The following is a 26,889-nucleotide window of genomic DNA, read 5'->3' on the forward strand; positions in this document are numbered from 1 at the left end:
AAGATCCACGCAATGTTGCACACATTGCGGCCTTGACGCGGCACGAGACGGCAATGTGTGCAACATTGCGCGGATCAATGTCCTTCGCGGGCGCGCAGCACGGTCCGCAGCTCACGGACGAACCCGTCGAAATCGTCGCGTAGGCGCTTGGCCGTCACGTGCAGGACGACCCAGCCGGCCGCGATCATGTCGTTGAGCCGGCGGCGGTCGGCGTGGATCTGTCCCGGTGACTCCGCGTGCCAGACCCCGTCGTACTCCACCGCGACCCGGTACTCGGGCCAGGCCAGGTCCGTGCGGGCCACGAAGCGACCGTCCCGTGTGATCACTACCTGCGTCTGGGGACGTGGGATGCCGGCGAGTACCAGCCGCACACGCAGCCGCGACTCCTGGGGTGACGCCGCGCCCGCGTCGGCCAGCCGCGCGGCGTCCAGCAGCCGCCGCCAGCCGCGTCGGCCGGCCCCGGCCCGGGCATACGCCGTGAGGTCGGGGAGTGCGACCGCCCCACGGGCGGCCAGGGCGTCGATCCAGACCACCCGTTCCACCGGGTCGGCGCACCACTGCGCCAGGTCCCAGCAGGTCCGCAAAGGGGTCGTGACGGGTATCCCATCGAGCAGGTGGGTCTCCGCCGTGTCCAGGTGAGCGACGTGCGTACTCACACGGGCCATCCGGACGCAGGACGTCCGAGGGACGAGGACCTCGACCGGATCGGTGGCGGTGACCAGCTCGGCGCCGTACAGGTACGCCGCCGAGCGTCCCGCGACCGCGCCGCCGGGCGGCATGACGAAGCGCGCCACGGCGAGGCACCGGTGCCGGTGTGTCAGGGGTACGGCGGCGTCGGCGTAGATGCCGTGGAGCACCTGCTGCCAGGCGCGGCTTCGCAGGTCGGCGGGGGTGAGCAGGCCGTCGGCCACGGCGGCGCTGCCGAGGAAGAGGGTGCCGGCGAGGTCGGCCGGGCGTCTCGGAGTACGGGGCACGCGATGGAGCATGGTGCGGGTCGGCCGGCTCGCGCTGCCCTGCCGGCGCGCCTGTGGATAACCGTCGCTGAGACATCGAGCAATGGCAGAACTCGCAGTAGGTGTCTGGAGTGATGAAGCGGGCAATTGCCTGGGTATCACCCTTCGAACGGGGCGGATTTCCAGGAAGGTGACGAAAGGCCGAACCGTCCGGTGTTTGGAGCCGTACCTATGGGCAAGAAGAGCGGAGCTTAGCTCCAGACATCCGCGATCTTGCCCATTCCGGCAGGCGGGTGAAAGGCGGTGACGGATGTTTCACGCGGTCGGCACGCCAAAAGTAGTGCCAGCCCGGATCCGTCCCGATCACGCTCTGTTGACCTATAGCGGCTCTGCTGGGTAAATGCGTCGTCGGAGTGAACGACGACAGTAGTCAACCCTAATCGCTCCGTGACTGATTGGGTCGTCACGCGTTGTAGGAGGAGTGGGGCACGTGTCAGCAGCCGAGAGTGCAAATGCGGCGGGTCCGACATCCTCAAACCGCCCCTACCAGGGCTTTCGTGACGTAGCGCTACGCGGTCGCTACGAGAATGCTGTTGCGCTCCGTCACAATAACGGGGCTAGGCTGTCCGGGGCGCGCACGGGGCGCGCTGATCCATCCGACCGAGATCGAGAACTCACCGTGACGAGTGCGTTGTCGCTGCCACCGGGCAGCCCGCTGACGTCGTCCTGGCCCGAGACGCCGCCCGGGGCTGATCCGCTGCCGGGCCAGCTCGATCGCTGGCTCGCCTCCCGAGGGGCGGAGCTGGTAGCCGTACGACGCCACATTCACGCACATCCAGAGCTTTCCGGTCAGGAGTTCGAGACCGCCGCTCTGATTGCGCGCGAACTGACGGCCGCCGGGCTTTCCCCGCGCCTGCTACCCAAGGGCAACGGCGTCATGTGTGACATCGGCCACGGCGACCGGGTGATCGCACTGCGCGCCGACATCGACGCCCTGCCGTTGCCCGACACCAAGGACGTGCCCTACCGGTCGACCGTCGACAACGTCTGCCACGCCTGCGGCCACGACGTGCACACGACCGTGATGCTGGGCGTGGGGCTCGCCCTGGCCCAGCTTGCCAAGCGCGACGAGCTGCCCGGCCGGGTCCGGCTGCTGTTCCAGCCGGCCGAGGAGCGTATGCCGTCGGGCGCCCCTGAGGTGATCGCCGCCGGGGGCCTCAAGGACGTGGCCGCCATCTTCGCGCTGCACTGCGCTCCGCTGCTGCCGACCGGCCTGGTCGGCGTCCGGTCCGGCCCGTTCACGGCGGCGGCGGACAAGGTGGAGGTCAAGCTCACCGGGCGCGGCGGCCACACCGCCCGCCCGCACCTCACCGCCGATCTCGTGCACGCGCTGGGGCGGGTCGTCGTCGACGTGCCGTCCCTGCTGGACCGGCGGGTCGACCCGCGCGCCGGCGTGTCGATGGTCTTCGGCTCGGTCCGCGCCGGCGAGGCGGCCAACGCGATCCCGATCGAGGGGTACGCCCGGGCCACCGTCCGGGTGCTCAACCGCGACGCCTGGCGTGAGGTGCCCGAGCTGATCACGAAGCTCATCCATGACGTGGTCGCCGGCACTGGCGCCGAGGCGGAGGTGACCTACACCCGGGGCGTGCCGCCGGTGGTCAACGACCGGCTCGCCACGGCCATCATCGCCGGCGCCGCCGGCGCCGCTCTCGGCCCCGACCGGGTGGTCGAGGCCGAGATCAGCATGGGCGGCGAGGACTTCGCGTTCTACCTCGAGCAGGTGCCCGGAGCGATGATCCGTCTCGGTTGCGGCATTCCCGGCTCCGACGTCAAGTTCGACATACACCAGTCGGCCTTCGACGTCGACGAACGGGCCATCGGCTACGGCGTACGGGTCATGGTGCACACGGCGCTGGCCGCGCTGTCCGCCGGAGCCTTCTGACCCCGACGGCCCCGACGTCCACGACGGCCACGACGTCCACGACGTCCACGACGTCCCCGCCGTCTCACTCGGCGGTTCGCGGTCGGGGCCGGCGTAGCCGGCGTACCGCCCACAGCGCGGCGAGGGCTGGCAGGCCGAGGCCGAGCAGCCAGGGGAGCAGCGCACCGAGCACGGTCAGCAGGATCCGCAGCGAGCCGGCGAAGGCGTGCCAACCGCGTTCGAAACCGGCGCTGAAGCCGGTTGCGGACCGGTGTGCCGGCGCTTTCGCGGCCGCCTGCGGGCCGAGGATCACCGCGGTGAGCGTGGACAGCGTCGTGAGGTCGTCGAGCTTGCTCTTGCGGGACTTCAACGACTCCAGATCGGCTTCCCGGCGGGACAGTTCCGACTCCAGCGACACGATGTCGCCGATGTTCTGGGCCTTGGCGAGCAGCTCCCGGACCCGGTCGACGCTGGCCTGGCCGGTCGCGATTCGGGCGTTCAGGTCGGTCACCTGGTCGGTTACGTCCTCAGTGGACAGCTGTCGGCTCTCGTCCCGTCCGTTGGCGCCGAGCTTGCTGACGCCGTCCACGACGCCGGTGAAGCGGGCCGACGGCACCCGCAGGGTCAGCCGAGCCTGGGAGCGGTCCTTGTCGCTGGTACGGTCGTCGCCCCCCACGAACCCACCGGCGCTCGTGGCGAGCGCGCTCACGTCGGCGGCCGCACGCCCGACGTCGGAGACCCGGATCGTGACGGTGCCGGTGAAGATCAGGGCGCGGGAGTCGGTCGCCAGCTGAGCCGGAGGGTCGGCGCCGGGTTTGCCGGCGGTACCTCCATGCGCCGGCTCTTGTGCCATGGGGCCGGCGCCCGACGCGACGCGGTCGCCGCCGGCTGCGGCCGGTTGCCGCTGGGCGCCGGCGTTCGACGTGCTTCCGCTGCTGCTGCTCGCCGAGCAGCCGGCAGTGATGACGATGACTGTCGTGGATGCCAGGGCGGCGGCGATGAGCCGCCCTGAGGGGTTCAGGACTGACATGTGGTCTCCCCGGGTAGGGTCACGATCGTCAAGCCCCCGTCCGACGCGCCCGACCTGCCGCCGGGTTCCCGCCGCGGATACCGGTTTCGATGCGAGGAGGTCACGATGAGGTTGACGAAGTTCTCCCACTCCTGCGTACGCCTTGAGCACGACGGCGGTGTCATCGTGATCGACCCCGGCTCGCTGTCGGAGCGGGAAGCGCTGGACGGGGTCGACTCGGTATTGATCACTCACGAGCACTTCGACCACCTCAACGTCGACGCGCTCGCCGACGCGCTGGGCAAACGGCCGGCCATCGAGGTGTACACGCACCCGGACGTGATGGGGAAGCTCGGCGACCTGGCCGACGCGGCCAAGCCGGTCGTTCCCGGTCACGAGTTCACCGCGGCCGGCCTGCGGGTACGGGCGTACGGGGGCCTGCACGCGATCATCCACCCGGAGCTGCCACGCGTCGCCAACGTCGGGTTCTTCGTCGAGGCGCCGGACGGCGACGGCGGGGTCTACCACCCCGGCGACTCGTTCGACGTGCCGACCGACGCCCGGGTGGACACGCTGTTCGTACCCGTCGCGGGGCCGTGGCTCAAGCTCGCCGAGGCGGTCGAGTTCGTCCGCCAGGTGGCGCCCCGACGTGCGTACGCGATGCACGAGGCCGTGCTGAACGAGACCGGGTTCATGGTCACCGACAACAACATGGCCAACCTGGTGCGCACCGAGTACGCGCGGTTGGAACCGGGGCGTCAGATCGAACTCTAGGGTCGGCGCTGGGCCAAGATGGGTGGGTGCATGCCGATCCGCTCGCCCAGGTCATGACCGATCTGTACGCGCTGCCCCCGGAGGAGTTCGTGGCCGCGCGCAACGACGCCGTGAAGCGGGCCAGGGCCGCCGGCGACCGTCGACTCGCGACCGAGATAGGCGCGCTGCGCCGGCCGACGGTCGGTGCCTGGGTGGTCAACCTGCTGGCCCGGCAGCGACCGGAGCTGGTCGACGAGCTGCTGGTGCTGGGGGAGTCGCTGCGGTCGGCGCAGCGCGAACTGCGCGGCGACGACCTGCGGGAACTGTCGATGCGCCGGCGGGCGGTGGTCGCGGCGCTGTCCCGGGAGGCGATCCGGCTCGCCGGTCGTGCCAACTTGCCGGCTGCCGAGATCGAAGCCACTCTCACCGCCGCGCTGGCCGACCCAGCCGTCGCCGAGCAGGTGCGCGCCGGGCAGCTCACCCGGGCCGTCACGTACGCCGGGTTCGGCGAGACCCCGCGCCCCAAGCTGCGTCTGATCCACGGCGGCGAGGCGGAGCCCGAGCCCGGCCCGCCGGACGGGAGCCCGACGGCGAAGACTTCCACGACGGGGAAGGCGCCGGCGAAGGCCACGGAGGCGGAGCGCCGGGCCGCGGAGAAAGCGGCGGAGGAGGCCGCACGCAAGGCGGCGGAGGCGGAGCGCCGGGCGGCGGAGAGAGCCGCGGAGGCCGAGCGCCGGGCCGCCGCCGCGGCGGCCGCCGCGGAGCGCCGCCGGGCCCGCGCCGCCGCGCACCGCGAACTGCTGGCGGCACGTACCGAACTGGCGGAGGCCGAAGCGGCGCGGGTACTGGCGGAGAAGGCCGTGACGGCGGCGCGCCGGCGGGTGGAGAAGGCCGCCGCCGCGCTGGACGGCCTGGCAACCGACGAGTAGCGGCGTGACGCACCGCGACGGTACCGGCACAATGACCGCATGACGCCCGAGCAGACAGCGGCCGCCGTGAAGAGCGCCGTCCTCGAACTCGGCGGCGCCTTCTGGCACGACCCGCGTACGACCCGCAAGGCGCGCCAGCTCGGGCTGACCGGTTGGGCGTTCTACGTCGCCGGGCGTGCCGGCGCGCTGGGCGACGTACACGCCGACGTCGCGGCCGCCGCGATGGGTTTCATCGCGCCCGACGCGGTCCGGGACGGGTGGGACGCGGCCCTGCGAGTGGCGTCGCCGCGGGAGATCGCCGGGCACAGCGCCGCCGAGTGCGGTCGGTGGGGCCGGGAGAACCTGGAGTCGTTCTACGGGCTGCCCCGCCTGCTGGGGCTGGCCGAGCGGGTGGCGGTGGACGCCGACCCGACCGGGATGCCGTTGTTCGCCGCGTGGCGGGCGATGCCCGTACCCGAAGGCGGCCCCGGCGCCCGGGCCGCCGTCCTGCTCCACCTGCTGCGTGAGCACCGCTGCGGTGCGCACGTGCAGGCCGTACGCGCCAGTGACCTCACCCCGCTGGAGGCCATCGTGGCGGGGCCGGACGGTGAGTCGGGGGCCACCGAGTTCGGCTGGCGGCCGCCGTACCCGGCGTACGCGCCGCTCGTACGCAAGCGCGCGTGGGCCGAGGCGCTCACCGACCGGATCGCCGGTGGGGCCTACCGGGTCTTGACCTCCGAGGAGCGCCGCGAGCTGGTCGACCTGCTCGACGCCGCGCGGAAGCTGCAGAAGGACCCGCACGCCGAACGGGCGCCGGCAGACCGCCAGCCGTACCCGTTCGCCAGGCCCGGTCGGGCGTACGACTGGGCCGTGAACAGAGGCCCGGAGTTCCGTTAGTCCCGGGTGGGCCGTGACCGCAACCGCTCGACGTAGTCGGCCGGCGCGCCCGCCTTCTCCGCCGCCTGGACCAGCTCGCTCAGGTACCAGGCGGTCGGCGAGCCGCCTTCGTAGCCGGTGAACACGTAGACCCATGCGGTCACGTCGCCGTCGAGCGTCGCCACCCGTACATGGATCTTCCGGTAGGTCCCGGCCGTGACGCCCTCGACCTCGTCGAGCTGCCGGCCGTCCTCGGGGTGTACGTCGTAGAGCGCCACGAAGACCCGGTCGCCGGGCGACTCGACGACCGTGGCGACCGCGCCCTCCCAGCCGAGGACGTCGCCCCCGGCGAAGGTCAACCGCCACCCTTCGATCCAGCCCACGCCCACCATGGGCGAGTGGGGGCAGTATGCCCGCATGCGGGCGGGGTCCAGGTTTGAGCCGTACGCGGCGTAGTGACGCACGGGCCCGACGATAGCGTCCGGCGGGCCGCCCCGAGAATACTGCGTAGCGTGTCGGGAGCGATATGCGACGCGGTGCCTGGTCGGTGGTGCTTTCGCTCTAGGCTTGGCCTGTGAATCGGGTAGTGATCATCGGTGGAGGTCCTGCGGGTTACGAGGCCGCGTTGGTCGCGGCGCAGCTCGGGGCAGAGGTGACGGTCGTCGAGCGGGAGGGCGCGGGCGGCGCGTGCGTACTGCACGACTGTGTGCCGTCGAAGACGTTCATCGCCAGCTCGGATGTGGTGACCGCCTATCGGGACACCGAGGAGTTCGGTATCCGGGGCGCCAGCCTGGAGACCGTCAGCGTCGACGCGTCGGTGGTCAACGGCCGGGTCAAGCGGCTGGCCGCCGCGCAGTCCGCCGACATCTGCGCCAAGCTGACCAAGGCGGGCGTACGGTTCGTGCAGGGAACGGCCCGGCTGAGCCCGGAGACCGTCGGGCATCTCCACCGCGTCGTCGTGACCCCGGCCGACGGCGATGAGTACGCCGTCGACGCCACCACGGTCCTGATCGCGACCGGCGCCACTCCGCGGGTGCTCCCGGACGGCCGTCCCGATGGCGAGCGGATCCTCGACTGGCGGCAGGTGTACGACCTGACCGAACTGCCCGAGCACCTGATCGTGGTCGGCTCCGGCGTGACCGGCGCCGAGTTCGCGTCGGCGTACCTGGCCATGGGGGTGGAGGTCACGCTGGTCTCCAGCCGTGACCGGGTGATGCCGACCGAGGACCCCGACGCCGCCGTGGTCATCGAGCACGTCTTCCGTTCGCGCGGCATGAACATCCTGGGCCGGGCCCGCGCGGCCGCCGCCCGGCGTACCGCCGACGGGGTGGTCGTCGAACTGCAGGACGGCCGCACGGTCGAGGGTTCGCACGTGCTGATCGCCGTCGGCGCGATCCCCAACACCACCGGCCTCGGGCTGGAGGAGTACGGCGTGGAGATCGGCCGCGGCGGGTACGTGACCGTCGACCGGGTGTCGCGTACGAACGTGCCGGGCATCTACGCCGCCGGCGACTGCACCGGCGTGCTGCCGCTGGCCAGTGTGGCGGCGATGCAGGGCCGGATCGCGATGTGGCACGCGCTCGGCGAGGCGGTGTCGCCGCTGCGGCTGCAGACGGTCGCCTCCAACGTGTTCACCGACCCCGAGCTCGCCTCGGTCGGGGTGAGCCAGGCGGACGTCAGCAGCGGCAAGGTGCCGGCCCGTACGGTCATGCTGCCGCTGACGGGCAACGCGCGGGCGAAGATGATGGGCCTGGACGACGGGTTCGTGAAGCTGTTCTGCCGGCCCGCCTCGGGGCTGGTGGTCGGCGGGGTGGTCGTGGCGCCGAAGGCGAGCGAGCTGATCCTGCCGATCGCGATGGCCGTCGAGAACCACCTCAACGTCGACCAGCTGGCCCACACCATCACGATCTACCCGTCGCTGTCGGGCTCCGTCGCGGAGGCGGCCCGCCAGCTCATGCAGCACGAGTTCGAATAGCTCTCATGGGAGGGGGACGCGGATGTCGCGCTTGTGGTCGACCACGGCCGCGGCCGAGATCGTCGCCTCGAGCGGTAGGAACTCCAGGCAGCGGCGGATCGCCTCGGCGAGTACCGGCCGGGGTACCCGCATCGACATCGTGGCGTGCGGCACCCAGGCGCCCGGCGCGTACAGCTCCGACAGTTCGATGCCGGCTTCGTGCAGCCGCCGCCACACCTCGGCCTGGTGGCGCAGCAGGTCGGCGCTCGGAGCGGGGCCGAGAAACAGCACCCGGCCGACGAACTGTCCGGCGTACTGGAACGACAGCCGCAGCGGCGGCGCTGCGGGCAGCCCCGCGAGCGCCTTGGTGACGGTGTCCGCGTCGAGCAGTTCCGCGCCGACGAGCGACAGGTGGGGCCGGTGGCGTCCGCTGATCTGCCGAAGCGTCGGCACCTCGTCGGCCGCGAGGGCGTTCCACAGGACGTGGATGCGCCGCTCCGCAGCCCCGTCGAAGTACAGTTCGAGCGCCGCGGTCATGGTGTGACCTGGCAGGTCGGGCACCAGTACGAGTTGCGCCCGGCCAGCGGCGCGGTCCGTACCGGGGCGCCGCAGACCAGACACGGCTGACCGGTGCGGCGGTACACGTACACCTCGCCGCCGTGCCGGTCGACCCGCGGCGGGCGGCCCATCGCCTCCGGGGTGTGCGCGGCGTGCACCGTATCGATTCTGCCCACCCCGACAGCGGCCCGCATCAGCGCCCGCAGGTCGGTCCAGATCTCCTGCCAGGCCTGCGGCGACACCGACCGGCCGGGCGTCGTCGGCGGCAGGCCGGCGCGGAAGAGCGCTTCGGTGACGAAGATGAGACCGGTGCCGGCGACGATCGACTGATCGAGCAGGAGCGCCCCGATCGGCTTGGCGCTGCGCCGGATCCGCGCGTACGCGGCGTCCGGGTCGGCGTCGTCGCGTAGCGGGTCGGCGCCCAGCCGGCCGATGAGCGCGTCGACCTCGGGTGGGTCCAGCAGCTCGCACACGGCGGGTCCGCGCAGGTCGAGCCAGTGCTCGTCGGCGGAAAGCCGCAGCCGGACCTCGCCGACCGGCGGTGGGGGAGCGCCGTCGCCGTCAGTGAATTTGCCGTACAGGCCGAGGTGGATGTGCAGGGTACGGTCGCCGGTGTACCGGTGCAGGAGGTGTTTTCCGTACGCGTCGGTGGACTCCAGGACCTGGCCGGAGATCAGGGCCGCGCCGTCGGCGAAGCGCCCCTGCGGGCTGCCCGCGGTCACGAGCCTTCCACCGAAGAGCTTCCAGTGCCGATCGGCGAGTCGGCGGATGGTGTGTCCCTCGGGCATCGCTCGACGGTACCGGGACGGCCGGAGCGGTCAGCCGTAGAGGCGGGCCGCGTACTCCGGGCCGTAGTAGCGCTCCAGCTCCTCGAGCGTCTCCGGGATCTGCTGCACGCTCTTGACGAGCTGGGGGTGCGACGGCAGTGCGTCCGGGTGCCAGGTCTCCGGCTTCCACAGCGAGGATCGCATGAACGACTTCTGGCAGTGGAAGAAGATCTGCTCGATCTCCACGAGGATCGCCAGGTGGGGCCGGTGACCCTGGACGGTCATCTGGTCGAAGAACGGCGCCTCGCGGACCAGCCGGGCCCGGCCGTTGATGCGCAAGGTCTCGTTACGGCCGGGGATCAGGTAGAGCAGGCCGACGTGCGGGTTGCTGAGGATGTTGTGGAAGCCGTCGGCGCGGCGGTTGCCGGGGCGGTCCGGGATCGCGATGGTCGTGTCGTCGAGGACGTGGGTGAAGCCGGGTGGGTCGCCCTTGGGGGACACGTCGCAGGTCCCGTCCGCGGACGCGGTGGCGACCAGGCAGAACGGGGATGCCGCGAGCCACTCGCGGTCGCGCTCGTGCAGCCGTACCCGCTCCTTGGTGACCGCCCGTGGCATCGGCTCGCCGAGTAGGTCGCGCAGCTCGGCCGGTGATGTGATCTCGATGAATCCGGTGGTGTCGACCATCGTGCGCCTCCCGCCAATAGCGTCCTGAGTGGACGGTACCGCGTCGCTCAAGTCATTTGTGTGGGTCAGCGCGGGAACGGGTAGCCAAAGGGCAGAACCCTACCCGGAACTTACGGAGGTCAGCATGGACGACGCTCAGACCGGCGCTCGGGCCCCCGCCTCTACGAGCCCTGTTCGCCAGACGGTCGGCGAGGCCACCGACGCCGCCACCCAGGCGGCCGGGAACGTGACCGACACCGCCGCCGACCAGGCGCGTCAGGTGGCCGGCGAGGTCTCCGACCAGGCCCGCGGGGTGGCCGCCGAGCTTCGCGACCAGGTGGGTGGGCAGGTCCGCACCCAGAACGACCGGCTGGTCGACGGCATCCGCCGCATGGCGGACGAGCTCGACGGGATGGTCGGCGACGGCGACAGCTCGCCCGCCCGTACCGTGGTCTCCCGCGTCGCGCAGGGTAGTCGTCAGATGGCCGACTACCTGGCCGACCGCGGCCCCGAGGGCGTCCTCGACGAGGTGCAGGACTTCGCGCGGCGCCGTCCGGGCGCGTTCCTCGCGACCGCTCTGGTCAGCGGCTTCGTGATCGGGCGGCTCGGCAAGGGGGTCTTCGGCGCCACGACGGAGACGTCGACGACCCGCACGACGCCGACGACCCCGATGCCGCACCGGGACACGATGGTGCCCGACATCCCTCGGATGAGGTCGGAACCGGCGTACCCGACCGCCGGCTACCCCACGAGCGCCGTCGAACCGGGACATCCCAACGGCACGGGTACGGCCGGCCCGACAGGTGTAGGTACGGCGTCGACGCCGATGGTGGCGTCGGAGACCGACTACCCGCCGCCGGCGTCGGAGTCGGGTGCCACCACCGAGTACCGGTCGACCGGGACCGGTAGGCCGATGCCCATGCCCGAGTCGGTCGGTGCCAGCACGTCGTTCGAGCGCGGTGTCGCCAGTGGATCGACGGGCGCGCAGCGCGACGACGCGACCTTGGACGGAATGTCATGACGGCCCCGTACGAGACGCGCGGCGACACGCTCCACACCGAGCCCAAGGAGACGTCGATCGGCCAGCTGATCAGCGACATCAGCGATGACCTGTCGCGGCTGTTCCGCCAGGAGGTGGAGCTCGCCAAGGCCGAGCTGCGCCAGGAGGCGGTGAAGGCCGGGAAGGCGGCCGGGATGCTGGGCGGCGCCGGCTTCGCCGGGTACATGGTGGCGCTGCTGTTGACGCTCGCCGTCATGTTCGGTCTCGGCAACGTGATGGATCTCGGGTGGGCGGCGCTCATCGTGGCTGTCGTCTGGGCGGTCGTCGGGGTCGTGCTGTACGCGAAGGGGCGGCGCAAGATGAGCACCGTCTCGCCGATGCCCCGCCAGACCGTCGAGACGATCAGGGAGGACGCGCAATGGCTGAAGAACCCGACCGGATAAGGGACGACATCGAGCGGACCCGGGCCACGCTCGCCCGGGACGTGGACCGGCTGGCCGACCGGACCAGCCCGACCCGGGTGGCCCAGCGGCGCTGGACCGCCGTGAAGGAGAAGGTGCGCGGCGTGAGCGACAAGGTGATGGGTACGTCGTACGACACGACCCATTCGGTGCAGGACATGGCGGGACAGGCCGGCGACAAGGCCAGCTACCTGGCGAACCGGGTGAGCGACAAGGCCAGCGACGCCGCCGGCGAGGTGGCGGACACCGTACGCCGGGCGCCGCGGGCGGTGGCGAGCAAGACACAGGGCAACCCGATCGCGGCCGGCGTGATCGCGTTCGGGGTGGGCCTGCTCGCGGCATCGCTGATTCCGGAGAGCGACGTGGAGCGCCGGGCCGCGCGCCAGTTGCGCGACAACGCCGGTGACCTCGTCGACCGGGTGCGCGAGCCGCTGATGGAGTCGGCTCAGCAGGTCAAGGACGAGATGTCGGGCACCGTACGCGAGGCGGTCGGCCAGGTGAAGGACACCGCCATGGACGCGGCGCAGACGACGGCGCAGGAGGCGAAGTCGTCCGCCCAGGACGCCGCGGAGCAGGTGCGCAGCGCCACCTGAGCGCGCCGTGCCAGCGATCGGTCCGGGGTACCCGGCCGGACCTGTCCACCGGGTACCCCATGATCGAAGCGTGAAAATATGCGTGCCCGGCAATTGGGCCGCATACGCTCGACGACGTGTTAGTCGTCACGACGGAGAACCTGCCCGGATACGAGATCCGGGCCGTGCTGGGTGAGGTGCTCGGCGTAACGGCCTGCACCCGTAACCCCTATGCGGCCGGCTTCCGCACCCTCGATGGCGGCCAGGGCGCGGAGATGGCGCAGGTGCTGGTGCAGAGCCGGGCGTCGGCCATTTCGCAGATGGTCAACGCGGCGCGCCGCCGCGGCGCCACGGCGGTTGTCGGCATGCGCTTCGACAACCGTGACATCACCGCCCACTGGGTCGAGCTGTGCGCGTACGGCACCGCGGTGGTGGCGTACCCGGTCACCGAGGAGGCCCGGCGGCATTACGACGCGGCAGCCGACGCCGAGGCGTCGGTATAGGCCTCGGCCTACCTCAGCTCGCAGATCACCGCGCCGGCCGGCACGACCTCGCCGACCGCCGCGGTCAGGCCGGTGACCACGCCGGCCTTGTGGGCGTTGAGCGGCTGCTCCATCTTCATCGCTTCGAGGACGACGATGGTGTCGCCCTCGGCCACCGTGTCGCCTTCGGACACCGCCAGCTTGACGATGGTGCCCTGCATCGGACTGGTCAACGCGTCGCCGCTCGCGGCACCGGCCTGCTTGCGCCCCGCGCCCCGCTTGCGGGCGGCCTTCGGAGCGGTCCCGGCCGCCGCCGGGGCGGCCGCTCCGAAGCCGGCGGGGAGGGAGACCTCCAGCCGCTTGCCGCCCACCTCGACCACGACCGTCTCGCGCGGCTCCGCGGCGGTGTCGCGCGGCTCCGCGGCGGTGTCGGCGCCGGCCGCGCCGGAGAACGGCGGGATCTGGTTGTCGAACTCGGTCTCGATCCAGCGGGTGTGCACCCGGAACGGCTCGTCGGTGAACGCCTCGTCGCGCACGATCGCCCGGTGGAACGGCAGTGCGGTGGCCATGCCGTCGACCACCATCTCGTCGAGCGCGCGCCGGGCCCGCTCGATCGCCTGCTGGCGGTCCTCGCCACTGATGATGACCTTGGCGAGCAGCGAGTCGAAGTTGCCGCCGATGACGCTGCCGGATTCGATGCCGGTATCGACGCGTACGCCCGGTCCTTCGGGTAGCCGCAGCGTGGTGACCGTGCCGGGAGCCGGCAGGAAGTTTCGCCCCGGGTCCTCGCCGTTTATGCGGAACTCGATGGAGTGCCCGCGCGGGGTCGGGTCGGCGTCGAAGCGGAGCTTCTCGCCGTCGGCGATGCGGAACTGCTCGCGGACGAGGTCGATGCCGGCGGTCTCCTCGGTGACCGGGTGCTCGACCTGGAGCCGGGTGTTCACCTCGAGGAAGGAGATGGTGCCGTCGACGCCCACCAGGTACTCGACGGTGCCGGCGCCGTGGTAGCCGGCCTCCCGGCAGATCGCCTTCGCGCTCGCGTGGATCTTGGCGCGCTGCTCGTCGGTCAGGAACGGCGCGGGCGCCTCCTCGACCAGCTTCTGATGGCGGCGCTGCAGCGAGCAGTCCCGGGTGCCGACGACGATCACGTTGCCGTGCTGGTCGGCGAGGACCTGCGCCTCGACGTGGCGCGGGCGGTCGAGGTAGCGCTCGACGAAGCACTCGCCGCGGCCGAACGCCGCCACCGCCTCGCGGGTGGCCGACTCGAACAGGGCGGGGATCTCCTCGATCGTGCGGGCGACCTTCAGGCCGCGGCCACCGCCGCCGAACGCCGCCTTGATGGCGACCGGCAGCCCGTGCTCCTGCGCGAAGGCGACGATCTCGGCGGCGTCGGCCACCGGCTCCGACGTGCCGGGTACGAGCGGAGCGCCGGCGCGCTGGGCGATGTGCCGGGCGGTCACCTTGTCGCCGAGATCGCGGATCGCCTGCGGGGTGGGGCCGATCCAGGTGATGCCGGCGTCGATGACCGCCTGGGCGAAGTCGGCGTTCTCGGACAGGAAGCCGTAGCCGGGGTGCACCGCATCGGCGCCCGCCTTGCCGGCCACGTCGATGAGCTTGTCGATGCGGAGGTAGGAGTCGGCGGCCGTGTCGCCGCCCAGCGCGTACGCCTCGTCGGCGAGCCGGACGTGGAGCGCGTCCCGGTCGGAGTCGGCGTACACGGCGACGCTGGCGAGGCCGGCGTCCTTGCAGGCCCGGATGACGCGGACCGCGATCTCGCCCCGGTTGGCGATGAGCACCTTACGCACCTGCGCGCTCCTCCCGATGCGGCCGGCCGCTGAGGGCGGCGCGGACCCCGACCCGTCGCGCCTGACCGACCGTTATGCCGCGCAGTGTAGCCAAACGGGTGATCGGTTAGCTGCGGTCATCGTCACGTTGTGGGAATGCCGTCCCTCCCAGCAGGCCCGTACGACGTCATTAATTAGCCAAATTTGGCTATACGCTGGGCGGGTGTCAACGACTCGACTGATGATCCTGGGCCTGGTGAAGTGGCTGCAGCCGGTCCACGGGTACGACGTGCGCCGCGAGTTGATGAGCTGGGGTGCCGACCGGTGGGCCAACATCCGGTCCGGATCGGTCTACCACGCGCTACGCACGTTGACCGCCGAAGGGCTGCTCGCCGAGGTCGCCACCGAGCAGGTCGGCGCGCGGCCGGCCCGGACCACCTACCGGATCACGCCGGCCGGTGACCGGGAGTTCGCCGACCTGCTGCGCACGTACTGGTGGGAGTACTCCGAGCCGGTCGACCCGTTCGGGGCGGCGTTTTCCCACCTGCCGGCGCTGTCGCGGCGGGAGGCGGTGGCGGCGCTGCGCAACCGGGCGCGCCTGCTGTCGGCGCGGCTGGAGTCGATGCGGGCGATGCTCGCCGATGAATCTCGCGGCCCGACGTGGTCGGAACATGCGCCGGTCCACCTGTCGTGGCTGGTGGAGCTCATGGTCGCGCGCGGCGAGGCCGAGGTTGCCTGGTGCCACCGGGTCGCCGGGCGCATCGCCGCCGGTGCGGGCCGGCACGACGGTGAGGAGGAATCCGGACCCGCGACAGTAACGAAGCTTGACTATTGAGACGGGTACCTCTAGCTTGTCTGCGTCGGCAAGATGACGCCATAGTGGCGTCAAAATGCCGTCACGCCGCGGGGGACTCGCCGGCGTCCTCGTCACGCTAGGTGTGGAGGCCTGAGTGATCATCGAGACGAAAGGGCTGCGGAAGACGTTCCGCAGCAGAAAAGGGACCGTGGAAGCGGTCCGCGGGGTCGACCTCGTCGTCGACGAGGGGGAGATCTTCGGGTTTCTCGGGCCCAACGGCGCCGGCAAGACGACCACCCTGCGCATGCTCGCGACGCTGCTCACGCCCGACGGGGGAGCGGCGACGATCGCCGGCGCCGACCTGCGCCGCGCGCCGGGCGAGGTGCGCCGTCGCATCGGGTACGTCGCCCAGGGCGGCTGCACCTGGGACGAGGTCAGCGCTCGCGAGGAGCTGATCTACCAGGCGCGCCTGTACGGGGTGGACAAGGCCGAGGCGCGCCGGCGCGCCGAGCACGCCATCGGGGCGTTCCAACTGGAGGCGTTCGCCGACCGCCCGACCAAGACGTACTCCGGCGGGCAGCGTCGCCGGGTGGACATCGCGCTCGGGGTGATCCACCAGCCGCGCGTGGTCTTCCTCGACGAGCCGACCACCGGGCTCGACCCGCAGAGCCGCGCGCACATGTGGGACGAGGTGCGGCGGCTGCGCGACGAGGGGATGAGCGTCTTCATCACCACGCACTACCTCGACGAGGCGGACGCGCTCTGCGACCGGATCGCGATCATGGACCACGGCGAGATCGTGGCGGAGGGCACGTCAGCCGAGCTCAAGCGCCAGATCGCCGGTGACGTGGTGACCGTCGGCCTCGACGGCACCGCGCCCAAGGCGGCGGCCCTGCTGGAGGGCGAGCCCTACGTCAACCGGCTGGAGACCCTCGACGAGGGGCTCCGGCTCTACGTCGACAGCGGCGCCACGGCCATCCCGCAGATTCTGCGCGCGCTGGACGGCGCCGGAATCGCGCTCGCCTCGATCGAACTGCACCGCCCGAGCCTCGACGACGTGTTCCTGGCCCAGACCGGCCGCAGCCTGCGCGACAGTGGCGAAGGAGCCTGACATGAAACTCGTCCGCGACACCTGGATGGTGTTCACCCGGCAGATGACGCTCGTGCTGCGCAACCCGGTCTGGTTGATCGTCGGGATCATGCAGCCGCTGTACTTCCTGCTGCTGTTCGGGCCGCTGCTCAAGGGCGCGCTGCGGATGAGCGCCGAGGACGCGTACCGGTTCTTCGTGCCGGGCCTGCTCGTCCAGCTCGCGATGTTCGGCACGCTGTTCGTGGGCTTCGGCCTGATCGCCGAACTGCGGGCCGGCGTCATCGAGCGGATGCGCGTCACCCCGGTCAGCCGGCTGTCACTGCTGCTCGGCCGGTCGCTGCGGGACATCGTCACGCTGCTGGTCCAGGCCGCGCTGCTGACCGCGCTGTCGCTGCCGTTCGGCCTGTCGGTGCGGCTGCGCGATCTCGTCCTCGCGTTCGCCCTGCTCGCGTTGATCGCGCTGATGCTGTCGGCCACGTCGTACGCGCTGGCGCTCAAGCTGCGCAGCGAAGACGCCCTGGCCCCGCTGATGAACGCGGTCAGCATGCCGATCCTGCTGCTGTCGGGGATCCTGCTGCCGCTGTCCGGCTGGCTGAAGCGGGTCGGGGAGTGGAATCCGTTCACGTACGCCGTGAACGCCTCCCGGGCGCTGTTCGCCGGTGACCCGGGCGACGCGAACGTCTGGAAGGCGCTCGTCATCGTGACCGTGCTGGCGGTCGCCGCCGCGGTCTGGGCGGCCCGGTCGTTCGCCCGCAGCGTCCGCTGACGCGAAGCCGAGGCGAACCGCCCACCGAAATATCGACGGGGCACCGCCGGATCCCACTAGGGTTCCGGTGGTGCCCCGTCTGCTCGTTCGTGACCGCTTGACCTGGTTGACCTACGCTCAGATCGCGACGTGGGGCTACTTCCTCTACGGGTTCAGCCCGGTCGTCCCGCTGCTGCGCGACGAGCAGCACACCAGCCGTACGGTCGCGAGCCTCCACGGCACCGCCTTCGCCGTCGGCGGCGTGCTCAGCGGCCTCCTGCTTCCCCCGCTGGCCCGCCGCTTCGGCCGTGCCGCTCTCACGTGGGGCGGCCTGGTCGGGGTGTCCGCGGCGGCGGTCGGCCTCCTGCTGTCGCACCCGCTGGCCGCCACCCTCACCTGGGCCGTCGTCGGGTCGATCAGCGGCGGGTTCGTGGTCAACGGCGTCACCGCCGTGCTCGCCGACCACCACCGGGACGGCGGTGCCGCCGCGATCAGCGAGGCGAACGCCGGCGCCGCGGGGGCCGGCGTAATCGCGCCGGTCGTCGTCGGGGCCGCCGTCGGGGCCGGCCTCGGGTGGCGTCCCGGACTCGCGGTGACCGCCGGGATCATCGTGCTCGTCGCCGTCGCCGCGGTGGTCTTCCGGATCCGGGTACCCGCCGGAGCGCCGGCCGTGTCGAAGACGGCCGGCGGGCGGCTGCCGAAGCCGTACTGGCTGGCCTGGGTGAGTCTGCTGGCGACCGGGTCGGTCGAGGTGTGCCTCAATCTGTGGGTCGCCGACGTCCTGCGTACCCACGCGCGGGTGAGCCCCGCCGGCGCTACGGCGGCGGTGTCCGCGATGGTCGTCGGCCTGTTCGTCGGCCGGCTGGCGGGCAGCCGGCTCGTGCTCCGCCTGCCCAGCACCGCCGTCCTGTTCGCCGCCCTGGCGCTCAGCGGCGCCGGGTTCACCGCGTTCTGGTTCGCCACCGTGCCGTGGCTCGCGCTCTCCGGTCTGGTGGTCGTCGGCCTGGGCAACGCGCTGCACTATCCGCTGGGCATGGCGCTCGCGGTCGAACACTCGGCCGGCCAGCCCGACGTGGCGGTGGCGCGGACCTCGTACGCGGTGGGCCTGTCGTTCGGGGGCGCGCCGTTCCTGCTGGCGGTGATCGCCGACCGCGTCGGCCCGCACCTGGCGTTCCTGCTGGTACCGGTGTTTCTGGCCGTGTCGGCCGCGGCGGTCGCCGGGCTGCGGCGCCGGGTCGGACCGCCCGACGGCGCGTTCGTCGTCAGCGCACCCGCGGTCAGTCCGCCTGCCAGAAGCTGATGATCTCCAGGCCCAGCTCGGACATCATCCGGCGCAGCAGCGGCAGGGACAGGCCGATGACCGTACCCGGATCGCCCTCGATCCGGTCGACGAACGGCCCGCCGAACCCGTCGAGCGTGAACGCGCCGGCGACGCGCAGCGGCTCGCCGGTCGCCACGTACGCGGCGATCTCGTCGTCGGTGAGGTCGGCGAAGTGGACAGTGGTCGCCGCCACCTCCTCGACGCTGCGGCCGGTCCGCACGTCGATCAGGCAGTGGCCGGTGTGCAGGACCCCCGAGCGGCCGCGCATGGACCGCCAGCGGCGTACCGCGTCATCGGCGTCGCTCGGCTTGCCGAAGATCTGACCGTCGAAGGCCAGGACCGAGTCGCAGCCGAGGACCAGCACCCGTTCCGGGGCGGCGTTCTGTTCCGGGGCGGCGCCCACCCGGGCCGCGACCGCCTCGGCCTTGAGCCGGGCGAGCGTGCCGCTGAGGGTGTCGGGCCGCTCGGCCGGCACCGTCGATTCGTCGACGCCGCTGACGATCACGTCAGCCGGGATGCCCGCCGCCTTCAGCAGTTGCAGGCGGGCCGGGCTGGCGGAGGCCAGCACCAACTTGGTCGTCGTCACGTCCGTTCCCTGAATCTTGGGGAGTTCGACACCGGATACGATGTCAAACTCCCCAAGATCGTGAAAAGCAGGGGGTCAGCGGCGGCGCTTGCTGCCGGCCTTGCTCCCGGCCGTCGCCGGGGTGGCGGGCTCGGGCAGCGTACCCACCGCCGAGACCGTGCCGCGGCGGATGCCGATCTGGCGCATCACGTGGTAGACGACGATCGCGGCGACCGAGCCGAGCGCGATCCCGTTGAACATCAGGTTGCCGGCCTTCCACGCGAAGTCCGCGATACCGATGATCAGCGCGACGGCCGCGGTCATGAGGTTGGCCGGGTTGGTGAAGTCCACCCGCGCCTGCACCCAGATCCGTGCGCCGAGCACTCCGATGAGGCCGTACAGGACGACCGTCGCCCCGCCCAGCACGCCGGCCGGGATCGTGTTGATGAGCGCGCCGAACTTCGGCGAGAGGCCGAGCAGGAACGCGACGACGCCGGCCACCCAGTACGCCGCCGTCGAGTAGACCCTGGTCGCCGCCATGACGCCGATGTTCTCCGCGTACGTGGTGGTGCCCGAGCCGCCGCCCGCGCCGGCCAGGACCGTCGCCAGGCCGTCACCCATGAACGCGCGGCCGAGCATGTGGTCCAGCGGCCGGCCGGTCATCGACGACACCGCCTTGACGTGGCCGACGTTCTCGGCGATCAGGACGAGCACGACGGGGACGAACAGCGCGACCACGCTCGGGTTGAACTTCGGCGCGGTGAAGTCGGGCAGGCCCACCCAGGCGGCCTTCTCCACGGCCGTGAAGTCGAGCTGGCCCTGCAGCGCCGCCGCGATGTACCCCGCGACCACGCCGATCAGGATCGACAGCCGGCCGAGAAGCCCGGCGAAGACGACCGTGACGAGCAGGATCACCACGAGCGTCACGAGCGCGGTGACCGGCTGCTTGACGAAGTTCGACTTGGCGACCGGGGCCAGGTTGAGCCCGATCAGGGCGACGATCGCGCCGGTGACGACCGGCGGCATGAGCCGCTCGATCCAGCCGGCGCCGGCCTTGTGCACGATGAGGCCGATGATCGCGAACAGCACGCCGGCCGTGATGATCCCGCCGAGCGCGGTCGCCTTGCCGTGCGCGGCCGAGGCCGCGGTGACCGGCGCGATGAACGCGAAGCTGGAGCCCAGGTAGCTGGGGAGCCGGTTCTTCGTGATCAGCAGGAACAGAATGGTGCCGATGCCGGAGAAGAACAGCGTCGTGGCCGGCGGGAAGCCGGTCAGCAGCGGCACGAGGAACGTCGCGCCGAACATCGCGAGTACGTGCTGAGCGCCGATGCCGATGGTTCGGGGCCAGCTGAGCCGTTCATCAGGAGCGACCACTTCACCGGGGCGGATCTGCCGCCCGTCGCCGTGTAGCCGCCAGTTCCAATCGATCATGTTTGCCCTCGCCGTGTGACCGGGATACCCGGATTGGCGGGAGCGTATCCGCTGCTCCGGTGCAGGTCGCAGCAGGGTGGACCCGCTCGGCGCGCCGCGCTCGGGGGATTCTCAGACGACGGAGGCTCAGCCGGGGAAGGCTCAGACGGGGAAGGCTCAGACGGGGAAGGCTCAGACGGGGAAGGCTCAGCCGGGTAGGCCGGAGGCGCGCCAGGCGCCGGGGCCCGGTCGCAGGGAGGCTCCGGGCAGCGCGCTCCTACGCCAGCGCTCCGGGGCCGGCACGGCGGCCGGCGCGGTCGCAGTCGCGCCGGAGCGTCCCCAGAGCACGCCGACCAGCGCGGCCAGCTCCTCCGCGGTCGGAGCGCCGCGCAGCACCCGCAGCGCCGGAGCGGTGTCGTCGGCCACGGCCACCTCCGGGGAAGATCTTGCTGTTACGGGCGCCGGGCCCGCGTACCCGACCTTATCGGGGATCTGACCGGCGTCGACCTCCGGTGTGACACAGCCCATGACGGTGGGTGCGGGAACGTTCCCGAAATGGGGCACACTGGCCGTCTTAGGGCCCGTTCACGGCGGTTCAGAATTTGACACGCACCGCTGTAAGGGGTGGCGATCGCGTATGCCCACTGTCCGACCGGGTATGTTCTCCGGGTGTCGGCTCCGCAGCCTCTCCTCGCCGAGCGCTACCGTCTGATCCGGTCGCTCGGCCAAGGCGGCATGGGTCGCGTCTGGTTGGCCCGCGACGAAGTCCTGCACCGCGACGTGGCCATCAAGGAGGTCGTCCCGCCGCAGGGGCTGACGCCGCAGGAGCGCGACGACATGCGTACGCGCACGCTGCGCGAGGCGCGTACCGCCGCCCGGCTCAACCACCCCAGCGTCGTGCGGGTCTACGACATCGTCCAGACGGATGTCCACCCATGGATCGTCATGGAGTACGTGCCGTCGCGGTCCCTGCACCAAGTGGTCAATGAGGACGGACCGCTGCCGCCCGACCGCGTCGCCGAGATCGGACTGCAGGTGCTCGGCGCGCTGCGCGCCGCCCACCGGGCCGGTGTGCTGCACCGCGACGTCAAGCCCAGCAACGTGCTCCTGACCGACGACGGCCGCGTCGTGCTGACCGACTTCGGACTGGCGACGATGCCCGGCGAGGCGACGGTGACCCGGCCCGGCATGGTGCTCGGCTCCCCGGCGTACATCGCGCCCGAGCGGGCCCGGCAGGGCCAGGCGGGGCCGGAGTCCGACCTGTGGTCGCTCGGCGCGACCCTGTACGCGGCGGTGGAGGGTAACCCGCCCTACCAGCGGTCGTCGGCCATCGAGACGTTGACCGCGCTGGTGACGGAGGAGCCGCCCCCGCCCCGGCACGCCGGCCCACTGCGTCCCGTCCTCAACGGGCTGCTGCGCAAGGACCCGGCCGATCGGATGGGCGCCGAGGAGGCCGAGCGGCTGCTGCGGCGGGCGACCGGTGGCCGGATCGGTACCCGGTTGCGGCTGATACCCAAATCCCGATCGGGCACGACGCGGGTGTTCCCGGCGACGTCGCCGGCGTCCACGCCGACCCCGGCCCGGGCTGGCGACACCGCTCGCGCGGCCGACGCCGGTGCGACAGCTCGTGCGTCCGACGCCGGCGCCGCCGCGAAGTCCGCGCCGGTGGCGGCTCCCGCTGCCGCGGCGGAATCCGCTTCCACACCGGCCGATGCCACGCCCGCCGCGGCGGCTGACTCCGCTCCCGAAGCGACGGCGGTGATCCGACCGTCCAGCGGCGAGGCGACCACGATCATCAGGCCGGACCCGAGCGGCGCCGAGCAGACCCGCATGCTGTCGGCGGGCACCCGTACCCAGTCGCCACCGGCGGCCGAGCCCACCGGTGGCGACGACGCCGCGAAGGTGGACGACGCCGCGAAGGTGGACGGTGCCGCGAAGGTGGACGGTGCCGCGAAGGTGGACGGTGTCGAGCGGATCGAGCGCCCGGAGCCCCCGGGGGCTTCTCCCGTGCCGGCAGATGTACCCGGGACGCCCGGACCGCGCGTACGCCGGTCCTGGCTGATCGCCGCCATCGTGATCGCGGTGATCATCGTGCTCGTCGTGGTCTCCGTCGCCCTGGCGCGCAGCGGTCGCTCGTCCAACGGAGCCCACGCCCCGGCGTCGGCCCCGCCCTCGCGGTCGGCGACCGCCGGTGCCGCACCGCCGCCCGCCTCGCCGTCACCGACGGGCGCCGCGTCGAGTGCGCCCGCGGCGGGTACCGGCAACGGTTCGACGAGCCCGGCCGTGCAGCCCACGGCCACCGGCCCGGCGATACCGGCCGGCTGGCACATGTACACCGACCCGACCGGCTTCAGCGTCGCCGTGCCGGACAACTGGACCATCTCGCACGACGGCACGATCATCTACTTCCACGACCCGAGCGACGGCCGGCTGCTCGGCATCGACCAGACCGACAAGCCCAACATGGACCCGGTCGCCGACTGGCAGCGGCAGCGCGATCGCCGGGTGCCGGCCGGCGACTTCCCCGGTTACCAGGAGATCGGCATCCGATCGGTCGGCTACTGGAAGGCGTGTGCCGACTGGGAGTTCACCTACGACCGGGGCAATGGCCGCGTCCACGCGATCAACCGCGGGTTCGTGACGTCGGACCACCAGGCGTACGGCATCTGGTGGTCCACGCCCGACTCGAGCTGGCAGGACAGCCTTTCGTACTTCCAGACCATCACGAGCACGTTCACGCCGAAGCCCTGAGGACGCCCGGCGCCCTCAGGGCTTCGCGTTGGATCACAGCGGGATGTTGCCGTGCTTCTTCGGCGGGAGCGTCTCGCGCTTGGTACGCAGTGCCCGCAGCCCCTTGACGACCTGCACCCGGGTCGCGGACGGCGCGATCACGGCATCCACGTAGCCGCGCTCGGCCGCCACGTACGGGTTGGCCAGGGTGTCCTCGTACTCCTGGATCAGCTCTGCCCGCAGCGCTGCCGGATCGGCGGCCTCCTTGAGCTCCTGGCGGTACAGGATGTTGACCGCGCCCTGCGCGCCCATGACCGCGATCTGCGCCGTCGGCCAGGCGAAGTTGAGGTCGGCGCCGAGGTGCTTGGAGCCCATGACGTCGTACGCCCCGCCGTACGCCTTGCGCGTGATGACGGTGACCTTCGGCACCGTGGCCTCGGCGTACGCGAAGATCAGCTTTGCGCCGCGGCGGATGATGCCGTCCCACTCCTGGCCGGTGCCGGGCAGGAAGCCGGGGACGTCGACGAAGGTCACGATCGGGATGTTGAACGCGTCGCAGGTGCGTACGAACCGGGCCGCCTTCTCGGACGCCGCGATGTCGAGGCAGCCGGCGAAGTGCATCGGCTGGTTGGCCACGACGCCGACCGGACGGCCCTCGACCCGGCCGAAGCCGACGATGATGTTCTGCGCGTACAGCGGCTGCACCTCGAGGAAGTCGTCGACGACCGACTCGATGACGCTGTGCATGTCGTACGGCTGGTTGGCCGAGTCGGGGATCAGCGTGTCGAGCGCCAGGTCCTCCTCGGTCACGTCCAGGTCCGCCGCTTCGGCGATCACCGGTGGCTCGTCGAGGTTGTTCGACGGCAGGTACGACAGCAGCGCCCTGACGTACTCCACGGCATCGTGTTCGTCCGTCGCCAGATAATGGGCGTTGCCGCTCTTGGTGTTGTGGGTACGCGCGCCGCCGAGGTCCTCCATGGCGACGTCCTCACCGGTGACGGTCTTGATGACGTCAGGGCCGGTGATGAACATGTGGCTGGTCTGGTCGACCATCACGGTGAAGTCGGTGACCGCCGGCGAGTAGACCGCGCCGCCCGCGCACGGTCCCATGATCAAAGATATCTGCGGTATGACTCCGGAGGCCCGGACGTTGCGGAAGAAGATCTCGCCGTACAGCCCCAGCGAGGCGACCCCTTCCTGGATGCGCGCTCCGCCGGAGTCGTTGATGCCGATGACCGGGCAGCCGGTCTTCATGGCCAGGTCCATGACCTTGACGATCTTCTCGCCGAAGACCTCGCCGAGTGAGCCGCCGAAGACGGTGAAGTCCTGGGCGAACACGCATACCTGCCGGCCGTCGACCGTGCCGTACCCCGTGACGACCCCGTCACCGTAAGGCCTTGTCTCCTGCAGCCCGAAGTTGGTGCTGCGGTGCCGGGCGAACTCGTCCAGTTCGACGAACGAACCTTCATCGAGCAGCATCTCGATGCGCTCACGCGCGGTCTTCTTGCCCTTCGCATGCTGCTTCTCGACGGCCCGTGCCGAGCCGGCGTGCACCGCCTCTTCGATGCGCCGGTTGAGGTCGGCGACCTTGCCGGCGGTGGTGTGGATGTCCTCGCTCAGGTCTGCGGTCACGTCGCGATCGTAGCGAGCGTGGTCGGTGGCGCGCTGTGACGTACTGCGCTGCGCGGTGGCTCGGCCCCACCCGGCCAGCGGTGTCTGAGCGACGTTATGGACGCTGTATAACGTAGCTGTCGTACCGCTGGCCCAGCGTTATCCACAGGCTGGCCGCGCGGGGCAGCGCTGCGCGGGGTGCGGACGGCACCCTCGGCGTCATGGTCCGCGTCGCCCACGTGCCCCGAAAGTTGCGTTCCGCCCCGTTCCGGGGTCGGGACGCTGTCGCGGCCGGCCTGCTCACCCCGCAGACAGCTCGCCAGCGCTTGCTGGCGGCGCTTGCTGCCCGACGTGTACCTGCACCGCGACGCTGAGTTGGATCATCTGACCTGGTGCAACGCCGCCGCGCTGCTCCTGCCGGCTGGCGGTGCCATCAGTGGGGCGAGCGCCGCGTACCTTTATGGCGCGGACCTTCTGCCGCGCGATCCACCTGTCGAGGCGAGCATTCCGCGCGACCGGTCGCTGGCCGCCCGCCCGATGCTGCGCGTGCGGCGGGCCAGGCTGGATCCGGGAGACCTCCGCAGGATCGGCAGGCTGCCCGTCACGACACCGGTCCGGACCGCGTTCGACCTGGCCCGGCGCCGTCGTACCGAGGCGGTCATCGGGCTTGACGCCCTACTCAACCGCAGGATCACCGACAAAGAAAAGATCATCGAGTACGCCGATGCGCGGAGAGGCTGGCCCGGAGCGGCCGGAGTCCCGGCGGTGCTCGCCCTCGCGCGGCCGGCGGAGTCACCGATGGAGACGCGACTGCGGCTGCTGATCATCGACGCCGGCCTGCCGTGTCCCGTGGTGCAGTACGAGGTCTATGACGGCGGCCGGTTCGTCGCGCGGCTCGACCTTGCCTATCCGGCCGTCCGGCTCGGGATCGATTACGACGGCGACCACCACCGGGACCGGGTGACGTTCCGCCGGGATGTCGCACGGCTGAACGCGCTGCGCGCGGCCGGCTGGACGGTTCTGAGATTTACCGCAGACGACGTGCTGCACCACCCGGAGCGGCTGGTGCACCAGATCACGGCGGTGGCGCGCGGCATACGCTGACCGGATGGACCAGAGCCCTTACAGCGATCTGGAACGGCCGCCACTACGGGAGACGGCGCTGCGGCGGGCGCTGGTCGTACCCGACGGGCTCTGGACCGATGTGCGGGTCGTCGCCGAAACCGGCTCGACCAACTCGGATGTCGCGGCGCTGGCCCGCGGTGGCGCGGCGGAGGGGCTCGTACTCGTCGCCGAGCGTCAGATGTCCGGGCGCGGCCGGCTGGGACGGGTGTGGACGTCGCCGCCGCGTGCCGGGCTCACCCTGAGCGTGCTTCTGCGGCCGTCCGGGGTCGACCTGACCCGCTTCAGTTGGCTGCCGCTGCTCACCGGTCTGGCGCTGACGGAGGCGGTCCGCCGGATCGCCGAAGTGGACGCGGAGCTCAAATGGCCGAACGACCTGCTGATCGGCGGCCGTAAGTGCGCCGGCATCCTCGCCGAGGTGATCCCGCCGGCGCCGGGAACCCAGACAGGTGAGTCGGCCGTGGTCATCGGCGTCGGGCTCAACACGACGCTCCGTGAGCACGAACTGCCCCGCCCGGACGCCACGTCACTGGCGCTGGCCGGTGCCGCCTGTGTCGACCGGGGCCCGATCCTGAAGGCGTTCCTGCGGTCGCTTGCCACCTGGTACGACCGGTGGCGCCGGACGGGCGGCGATCCCGACGCCAGTGGCCTGCGGGAGGCGTACCTGTTCCACTGCGCGACCATGGGCCGGGACGTGCTCGTCCACCTGCCGGACGGCTCGCAGGTGAAGGGGCGGGCGGAAGGCGTGGACGTCGATGGCCGGATCATCGTCGACGGTCGGGCCTTCGCCGCCGCGGACGTCGTCCATGTGCGCTGAAATTATTTTGCGGCAGATACC

General features: G+C 71.5%; 27 protein-coding genes. 16 read left to right on the forward strand and 11 right to left on the reverse strand.

The features are described from left to right. Window positions 1-74: 74 nt before the first annotated feature. On the reverse strand, window positions 75-974 hold the full coding sequence (locus HC031_RS07000; protein ID WP_167924329.1) for a hypothetical protein: 900 nt from the start codon (window positions 972-974) through the stop codon (window positions 75-77). 658 nt (window positions 975-1,632) lie between these two features. Here HC031_RS07000 and HC031_RS07005 point away from each other — a divergent pair. Further along, on the forward strand, window positions 1,633-2,895 hold the full coding sequence (locus HC031_RS07005; RefSeq protein WP_167924330.1) for an amidohydrolase: 1,263 nt from the start codon (window positions 1,633-1,635) through the stop codon (window positions 2,893-2,895). Between the two features lie 64 nt (window positions 2,896-2,959). On the opposite strand, the gene HC031_RS07010 is transcribed toward HC031_RS07005, so the two are convergent. Further along, window positions 2,960-3,904, reverse strand: a complete 945-nt coding sequence (locus tag HC031_RS07010) for a DUF4349 domain-containing protein (protein WP_167924331.1) — start codon at window positions 3,902-3,904, stop codon at window positions 2,960-2,962. A gap of 105 nt (window positions 3,905-4,009) precedes the next feature. Here HC031_RS07010 and HC031_RS07015 point away from each other — a divergent pair, with 105 nt between their 5' ends. The 3 genes from HC031_RS07015 to HC031_RS07025 are packed head-to-tail and all read left to right on the forward strand — an operon-like array spanning window position 4,010 to window position 6,441. Then, on the forward strand, window positions 4,010-4,657 hold the full coding sequence (locus tag HC031_RS07015) for an MBL fold metallo-hydrolase (RefSeq protein WP_167924332.1): 648 nt from the start codon (window positions 4,010-4,012) through the stop codon (window positions 4,655-4,657). 53 nt (window positions 4,658-4,710) lie between these two features. Further along, window positions 4,711-5,565, forward strand: coding sequence for a hypothetical protein (locus tag HC031_RS07020; RefSeq protein ID WP_167924491.1), 855 nt, complete (start codon window positions 4,711-4,713; stop codon window positions 5,563-5,565). A gap of 39 nt (window positions 5,566-5,604) precedes the next feature. After that, window positions 5,605-6,441 carry an SCO6745 family protein gene (locus HC031_RS07025; protein WP_240942172.1) on the forward strand — a complete coding sequence of 279 codons (837 nt, stop codon included), beginning with the start codon at window positions 5,605-5,607 and terminating at the stop codon, window positions 6,439-6,441. Here HC031_RS07025 and HC031_RS07030 read toward each other — a convergent pair. Then, window positions 6,438-6,884 carry a gamma-glutamylcyclotransferase gene (locus HC031_RS07030; RefSeq protein WP_167924333.1) on the reverse strand — a complete coding sequence of 149 codons (447 nt, stop codon included), beginning with the start codon at window positions 6,882-6,884 and terminating at the stop codon, window positions 6,438-6,440. The genes HC031_RS07025 and HC031_RS07030 overlap by 4 nt on opposite strands. Window positions 6,885-6,994: 110 nt before the next feature. Between HC031_RS07030 and HC031_RS07035 the strand changes: the two genes are divergently transcribed. After that, window positions 6,995-8,395 carry an NAD(P)H-quinone dehydrogenase gene (locus HC031_RS07035; RefSeq protein WP_167924334.1) on the forward strand — a complete coding sequence of 467 codons (1,401 nt, stop codon included), beginning with the start codon at window positions 6,995-6,997 and terminating at the stop codon, window positions 8,393-8,395. A gap of 3 nt (window positions 8,396-8,398) precedes the next feature. Here HC031_RS07035 and HC031_RS07040 read toward each other — a convergent pair whose 3' ends face one another. Genes HC031_RS07040 through HC031_RS07050 form a run of 3 tightly spaced genes read right to left on the reverse strand, consistent with a single transcriptional unit; the run spans window position 8,399 to window position 10,383 of the window. Next, a complete protein-coding gene (locus HC031_RS07040) occupies window positions 8,399-8,911 on the reverse strand; it encodes a 2'-5' RNA ligase family protein (protein WP_167924335.1) in 513 nt (170 codons plus the stop codon). Further along, window positions 8,908-9,720: an Fpg/Nei family DNA glycosylase gene (locus tag HC031_RS07045; protein WP_167924336.1), complete on the reverse strand. Its 813-nt coding sequence runs from the start codon at window positions 9,718-9,720 to the stop codon at window positions 8,908-8,910. Before HC031_RS07045 ends, HC031_RS07040 begins: the two co-directional genes overlap by 4 nt. Before the next feature lie 30 nt (window positions 9,721-9,750). Further along, window positions 9,751-10,383: a pyridoxamine 5'-phosphate oxidase family protein gene (locus tag HC031_RS07050; RefSeq protein ID WP_167924337.1), complete on the reverse strand. Its 633-nt coding sequence runs from the start codon at window positions 10,381-10,383 to the stop codon at window positions 9,751-9,753. A 124-nt stretch (window positions 10,384-10,507) separates the two neighbouring features. On the opposite strand from HC031_RS07050, the gene HC031_RS07055 reads away from it, so the two are divergent. The 4 genes from HC031_RS07055 to HC031_RS07070 all read left to right on the forward strand — a co-directional run bounded on the left by HC031_RS07055 (window position 10,508) and on the right by HC031_RS07070 (window position 12,898). Then, entirely contained in the window at window positions 10,508-11,383 is an 876-nt protein-coding gene (locus tag HC031_RS07055) for a hypothetical protein (RefSeq protein ID WP_167924338.1), read from the forward strand. Continuing rightward, on the forward strand, window positions 11,380-11,805 hold the full coding sequence (locus tag HC031_RS07060; RefSeq protein WP_167924339.1) for a phage holin family protein: 426 nt from the start codon (window positions 11,380-11,382) through the stop codon (window positions 11,803-11,805). The genes HC031_RS07055 and HC031_RS07060 overlap by 4 nt, the downstream gene beginning before the upstream one ends. After that, window positions 11,781-12,416 (forward strand): DUF3618 domain-containing protein, encoded by a 636-nt coding sequence (locus tag HC031_RS07065; protein WP_167924340.1) that lies wholly within the window; start codon window positions 11,781-11,783, stop codon window positions 12,414-12,416. Before HC031_RS07060 ends, HC031_RS07065 begins: the two co-directional genes overlap by 25 nt. A 116-nt stretch (window positions 12,417-12,532) precedes the next feature. Beyond that, window positions 12,533-12,898, forward strand: coding sequence for a heavy metal-binding domain-containing protein (locus HC031_RS07070; protein ID WP_167924341.1), 366 nt, complete (start codon window positions 12,533-12,535; stop codon window positions 12,896-12,898). 8 nt (window positions 12,899-12,906) lie between these two features. On the opposite strand, the gene HC031_RS07075 is transcribed toward HC031_RS07070, so the two are convergent. Next, the gene (locus HC031_RS07075) at window positions 12,907-14,682 is read right to left on the reverse strand and encodes an ATP-binding protein (RefSeq protein WP_167924342.1); all 1,776 of its coding nucleotides are present in this window, start codon (window positions 14,680-14,682) and stop codon (window positions 12,907-12,909) included. 202 nt (window positions 14,683-14,884) lie between these two features. Here HC031_RS07075 and HC031_RS07080 point away from each other — a divergent pair, with 202 nt between their 5' ends. The 4 genes from HC031_RS07080 to HC031_RS07095 all read left to right on the forward strand — a co-directional run bounded on the left by HC031_RS07080 (window position 14,885) and on the right by HC031_RS07095 (window position 18,592). Then, window positions 14,885-15,496 carry a PadR family transcriptional regulator gene (locus HC031_RS07080; protein WP_338090510.1) on the forward strand — a complete coding sequence of 204 codons (612 nt, stop codon included), beginning with the start codon at window positions 14,885-14,887 and terminating at the stop codon, window positions 15,494-15,496. A gap of 118 nt (window positions 15,497-15,614) precedes the next feature. Further along, window positions 15,615-16,568: an ATP-binding cassette domain-containing protein gene (locus HC031_RS07085; RefSeq protein WP_167924493.1), complete on the forward strand. Its 954-nt coding sequence runs from the start codon at window positions 15,615-15,617 to the stop codon at window positions 16,566-16,568. A 1-nt stretch (window position 16,569) separates the two neighbouring features. Continuing rightward, window positions 16,570-17,313, forward strand: coding sequence for an ABC transporter permease (locus HC031_RS07090; protein ID WP_167924343.1), 744 nt, complete (start codon window positions 16,570-16,572; stop codon window positions 17,311-17,313). Window positions 17,314-17,383: 70 nt separating this feature from the next. Then, window positions 17,384-18,592: an MFS transporter gene (locus HC031_RS07095; protein WP_167924344.1), complete on the forward strand. Its 1,209-nt coding sequence runs from the start codon at window positions 17,384-17,386 to the stop codon at window positions 18,590-18,592. On the opposite strand, the gene HC031_RS07100 is transcribed toward HC031_RS07095, so the two are convergent. The 3 genes from HC031_RS07100 to HC031_RS32920 all read right to left on the reverse strand — a co-directional run bounded on the left by HC031_RS07100 (window position 18,570) and on the right by HC031_RS32920 (window position 21,014). Continuing rightward, the gene (locus HC031_RS07100) at window positions 18,570-19,199 is read right to left on the reverse strand and encodes a Maf family nucleotide pyrophosphatase (protein WP_167924345.1); all 630 of its coding nucleotides are present in this window, start codon (window positions 19,197-19,199) and stop codon (window positions 18,570-18,572) included. The two genes, HC031_RS07095 and HC031_RS07100, sit on opposite strands and share 23 nt — an antisense overlap. A 75-nt stretch (window positions 19,200-19,274) precedes the next feature. After that, on the reverse strand, window positions 19,275-20,609 hold the full coding sequence (locus HC031_RS07105) for a uracil-xanthine permease family protein (protein WP_167924346.1): 1,335 nt from the start codon (window positions 20,607-20,609) through the stop codon (window positions 19,275-19,277). Between the two features lie 186 nt (window positions 20,610-20,795). After that, complete coding sequence (locus HC031_RS32920) at window positions 20,796-21,014, reverse strand: acyl-CoA carboxylase subunit epsilon (protein ID WP_338090511.1); 219 nt, start codon at window positions 21,012-21,014, stop codon at window positions 20,796-20,798. A 243-nt stretch (window positions 21,015-21,257) separates the two neighbouring features. Between HC031_RS32920 and HC031_RS07115 the strand changes: the two genes are divergently transcribed. Beyond that, the gene (locus tag HC031_RS07115) at window positions 21,258-23,339 is read left to right on the forward strand and encodes a serine/threonine-protein kinase (protein WP_338090512.1); all 2,082 of its coding nucleotides are present in this window, start codon (window positions 21,258-21,260) and stop codon (window positions 23,337-23,339) included. A gap of 33 nt (window positions 23,340-23,372) precedes the next feature. Here the strand turns inward: HC031_RS07115 and HC031_RS07120 are convergent, their stop codons facing one another. Then, window positions 23,373-24,950 carry an acyl-CoA carboxylase subunit beta gene (locus HC031_RS07120; RefSeq protein WP_338090513.1) on the reverse strand — a complete coding sequence of 526 codons (1,578 nt, stop codon included), beginning with the start codon at window positions 24,948-24,950 and terminating at the stop codon, window positions 23,373-23,375. Window positions 24,951-25,268: 318 nt separating this feature from the next. On the opposite strand from HC031_RS07120, the gene HC031_RS07125 reads away from it, so the two are divergent. After that, window positions 25,269-26,033 (forward strand): DUF559 domain-containing protein, encoded by a 765-nt coding sequence (locus tag HC031_RS07125; protein WP_167924347.1) that lies wholly within the window; start codon window positions 25,269-25,271, stop codon window positions 26,031-26,033. Window positions 26,034-26,037: 4 nt separating this feature from the next. Next, window positions 26,038-26,868 (forward strand): biotin--[acetyl-CoA-carboxylase] ligase, encoded by an 831-nt coding sequence (locus HC031_RS07130; protein WP_167924348.1) that lies wholly within the window; start codon window positions 26,038-26,040, stop codon window positions 26,866-26,868. Window positions 26,869-26,889 lie beyond the last annotated feature (21 nt).

Origin of the sequence: Planosporangium thailandense, assembly GCF_011947195.1 — a bacterium.
GTDB lineage: Bacteria > Actinomycetota > Actinomycetes > Mycobacteriales > Micromonosporaceae > Planosporangium > Planosporangium thailandense.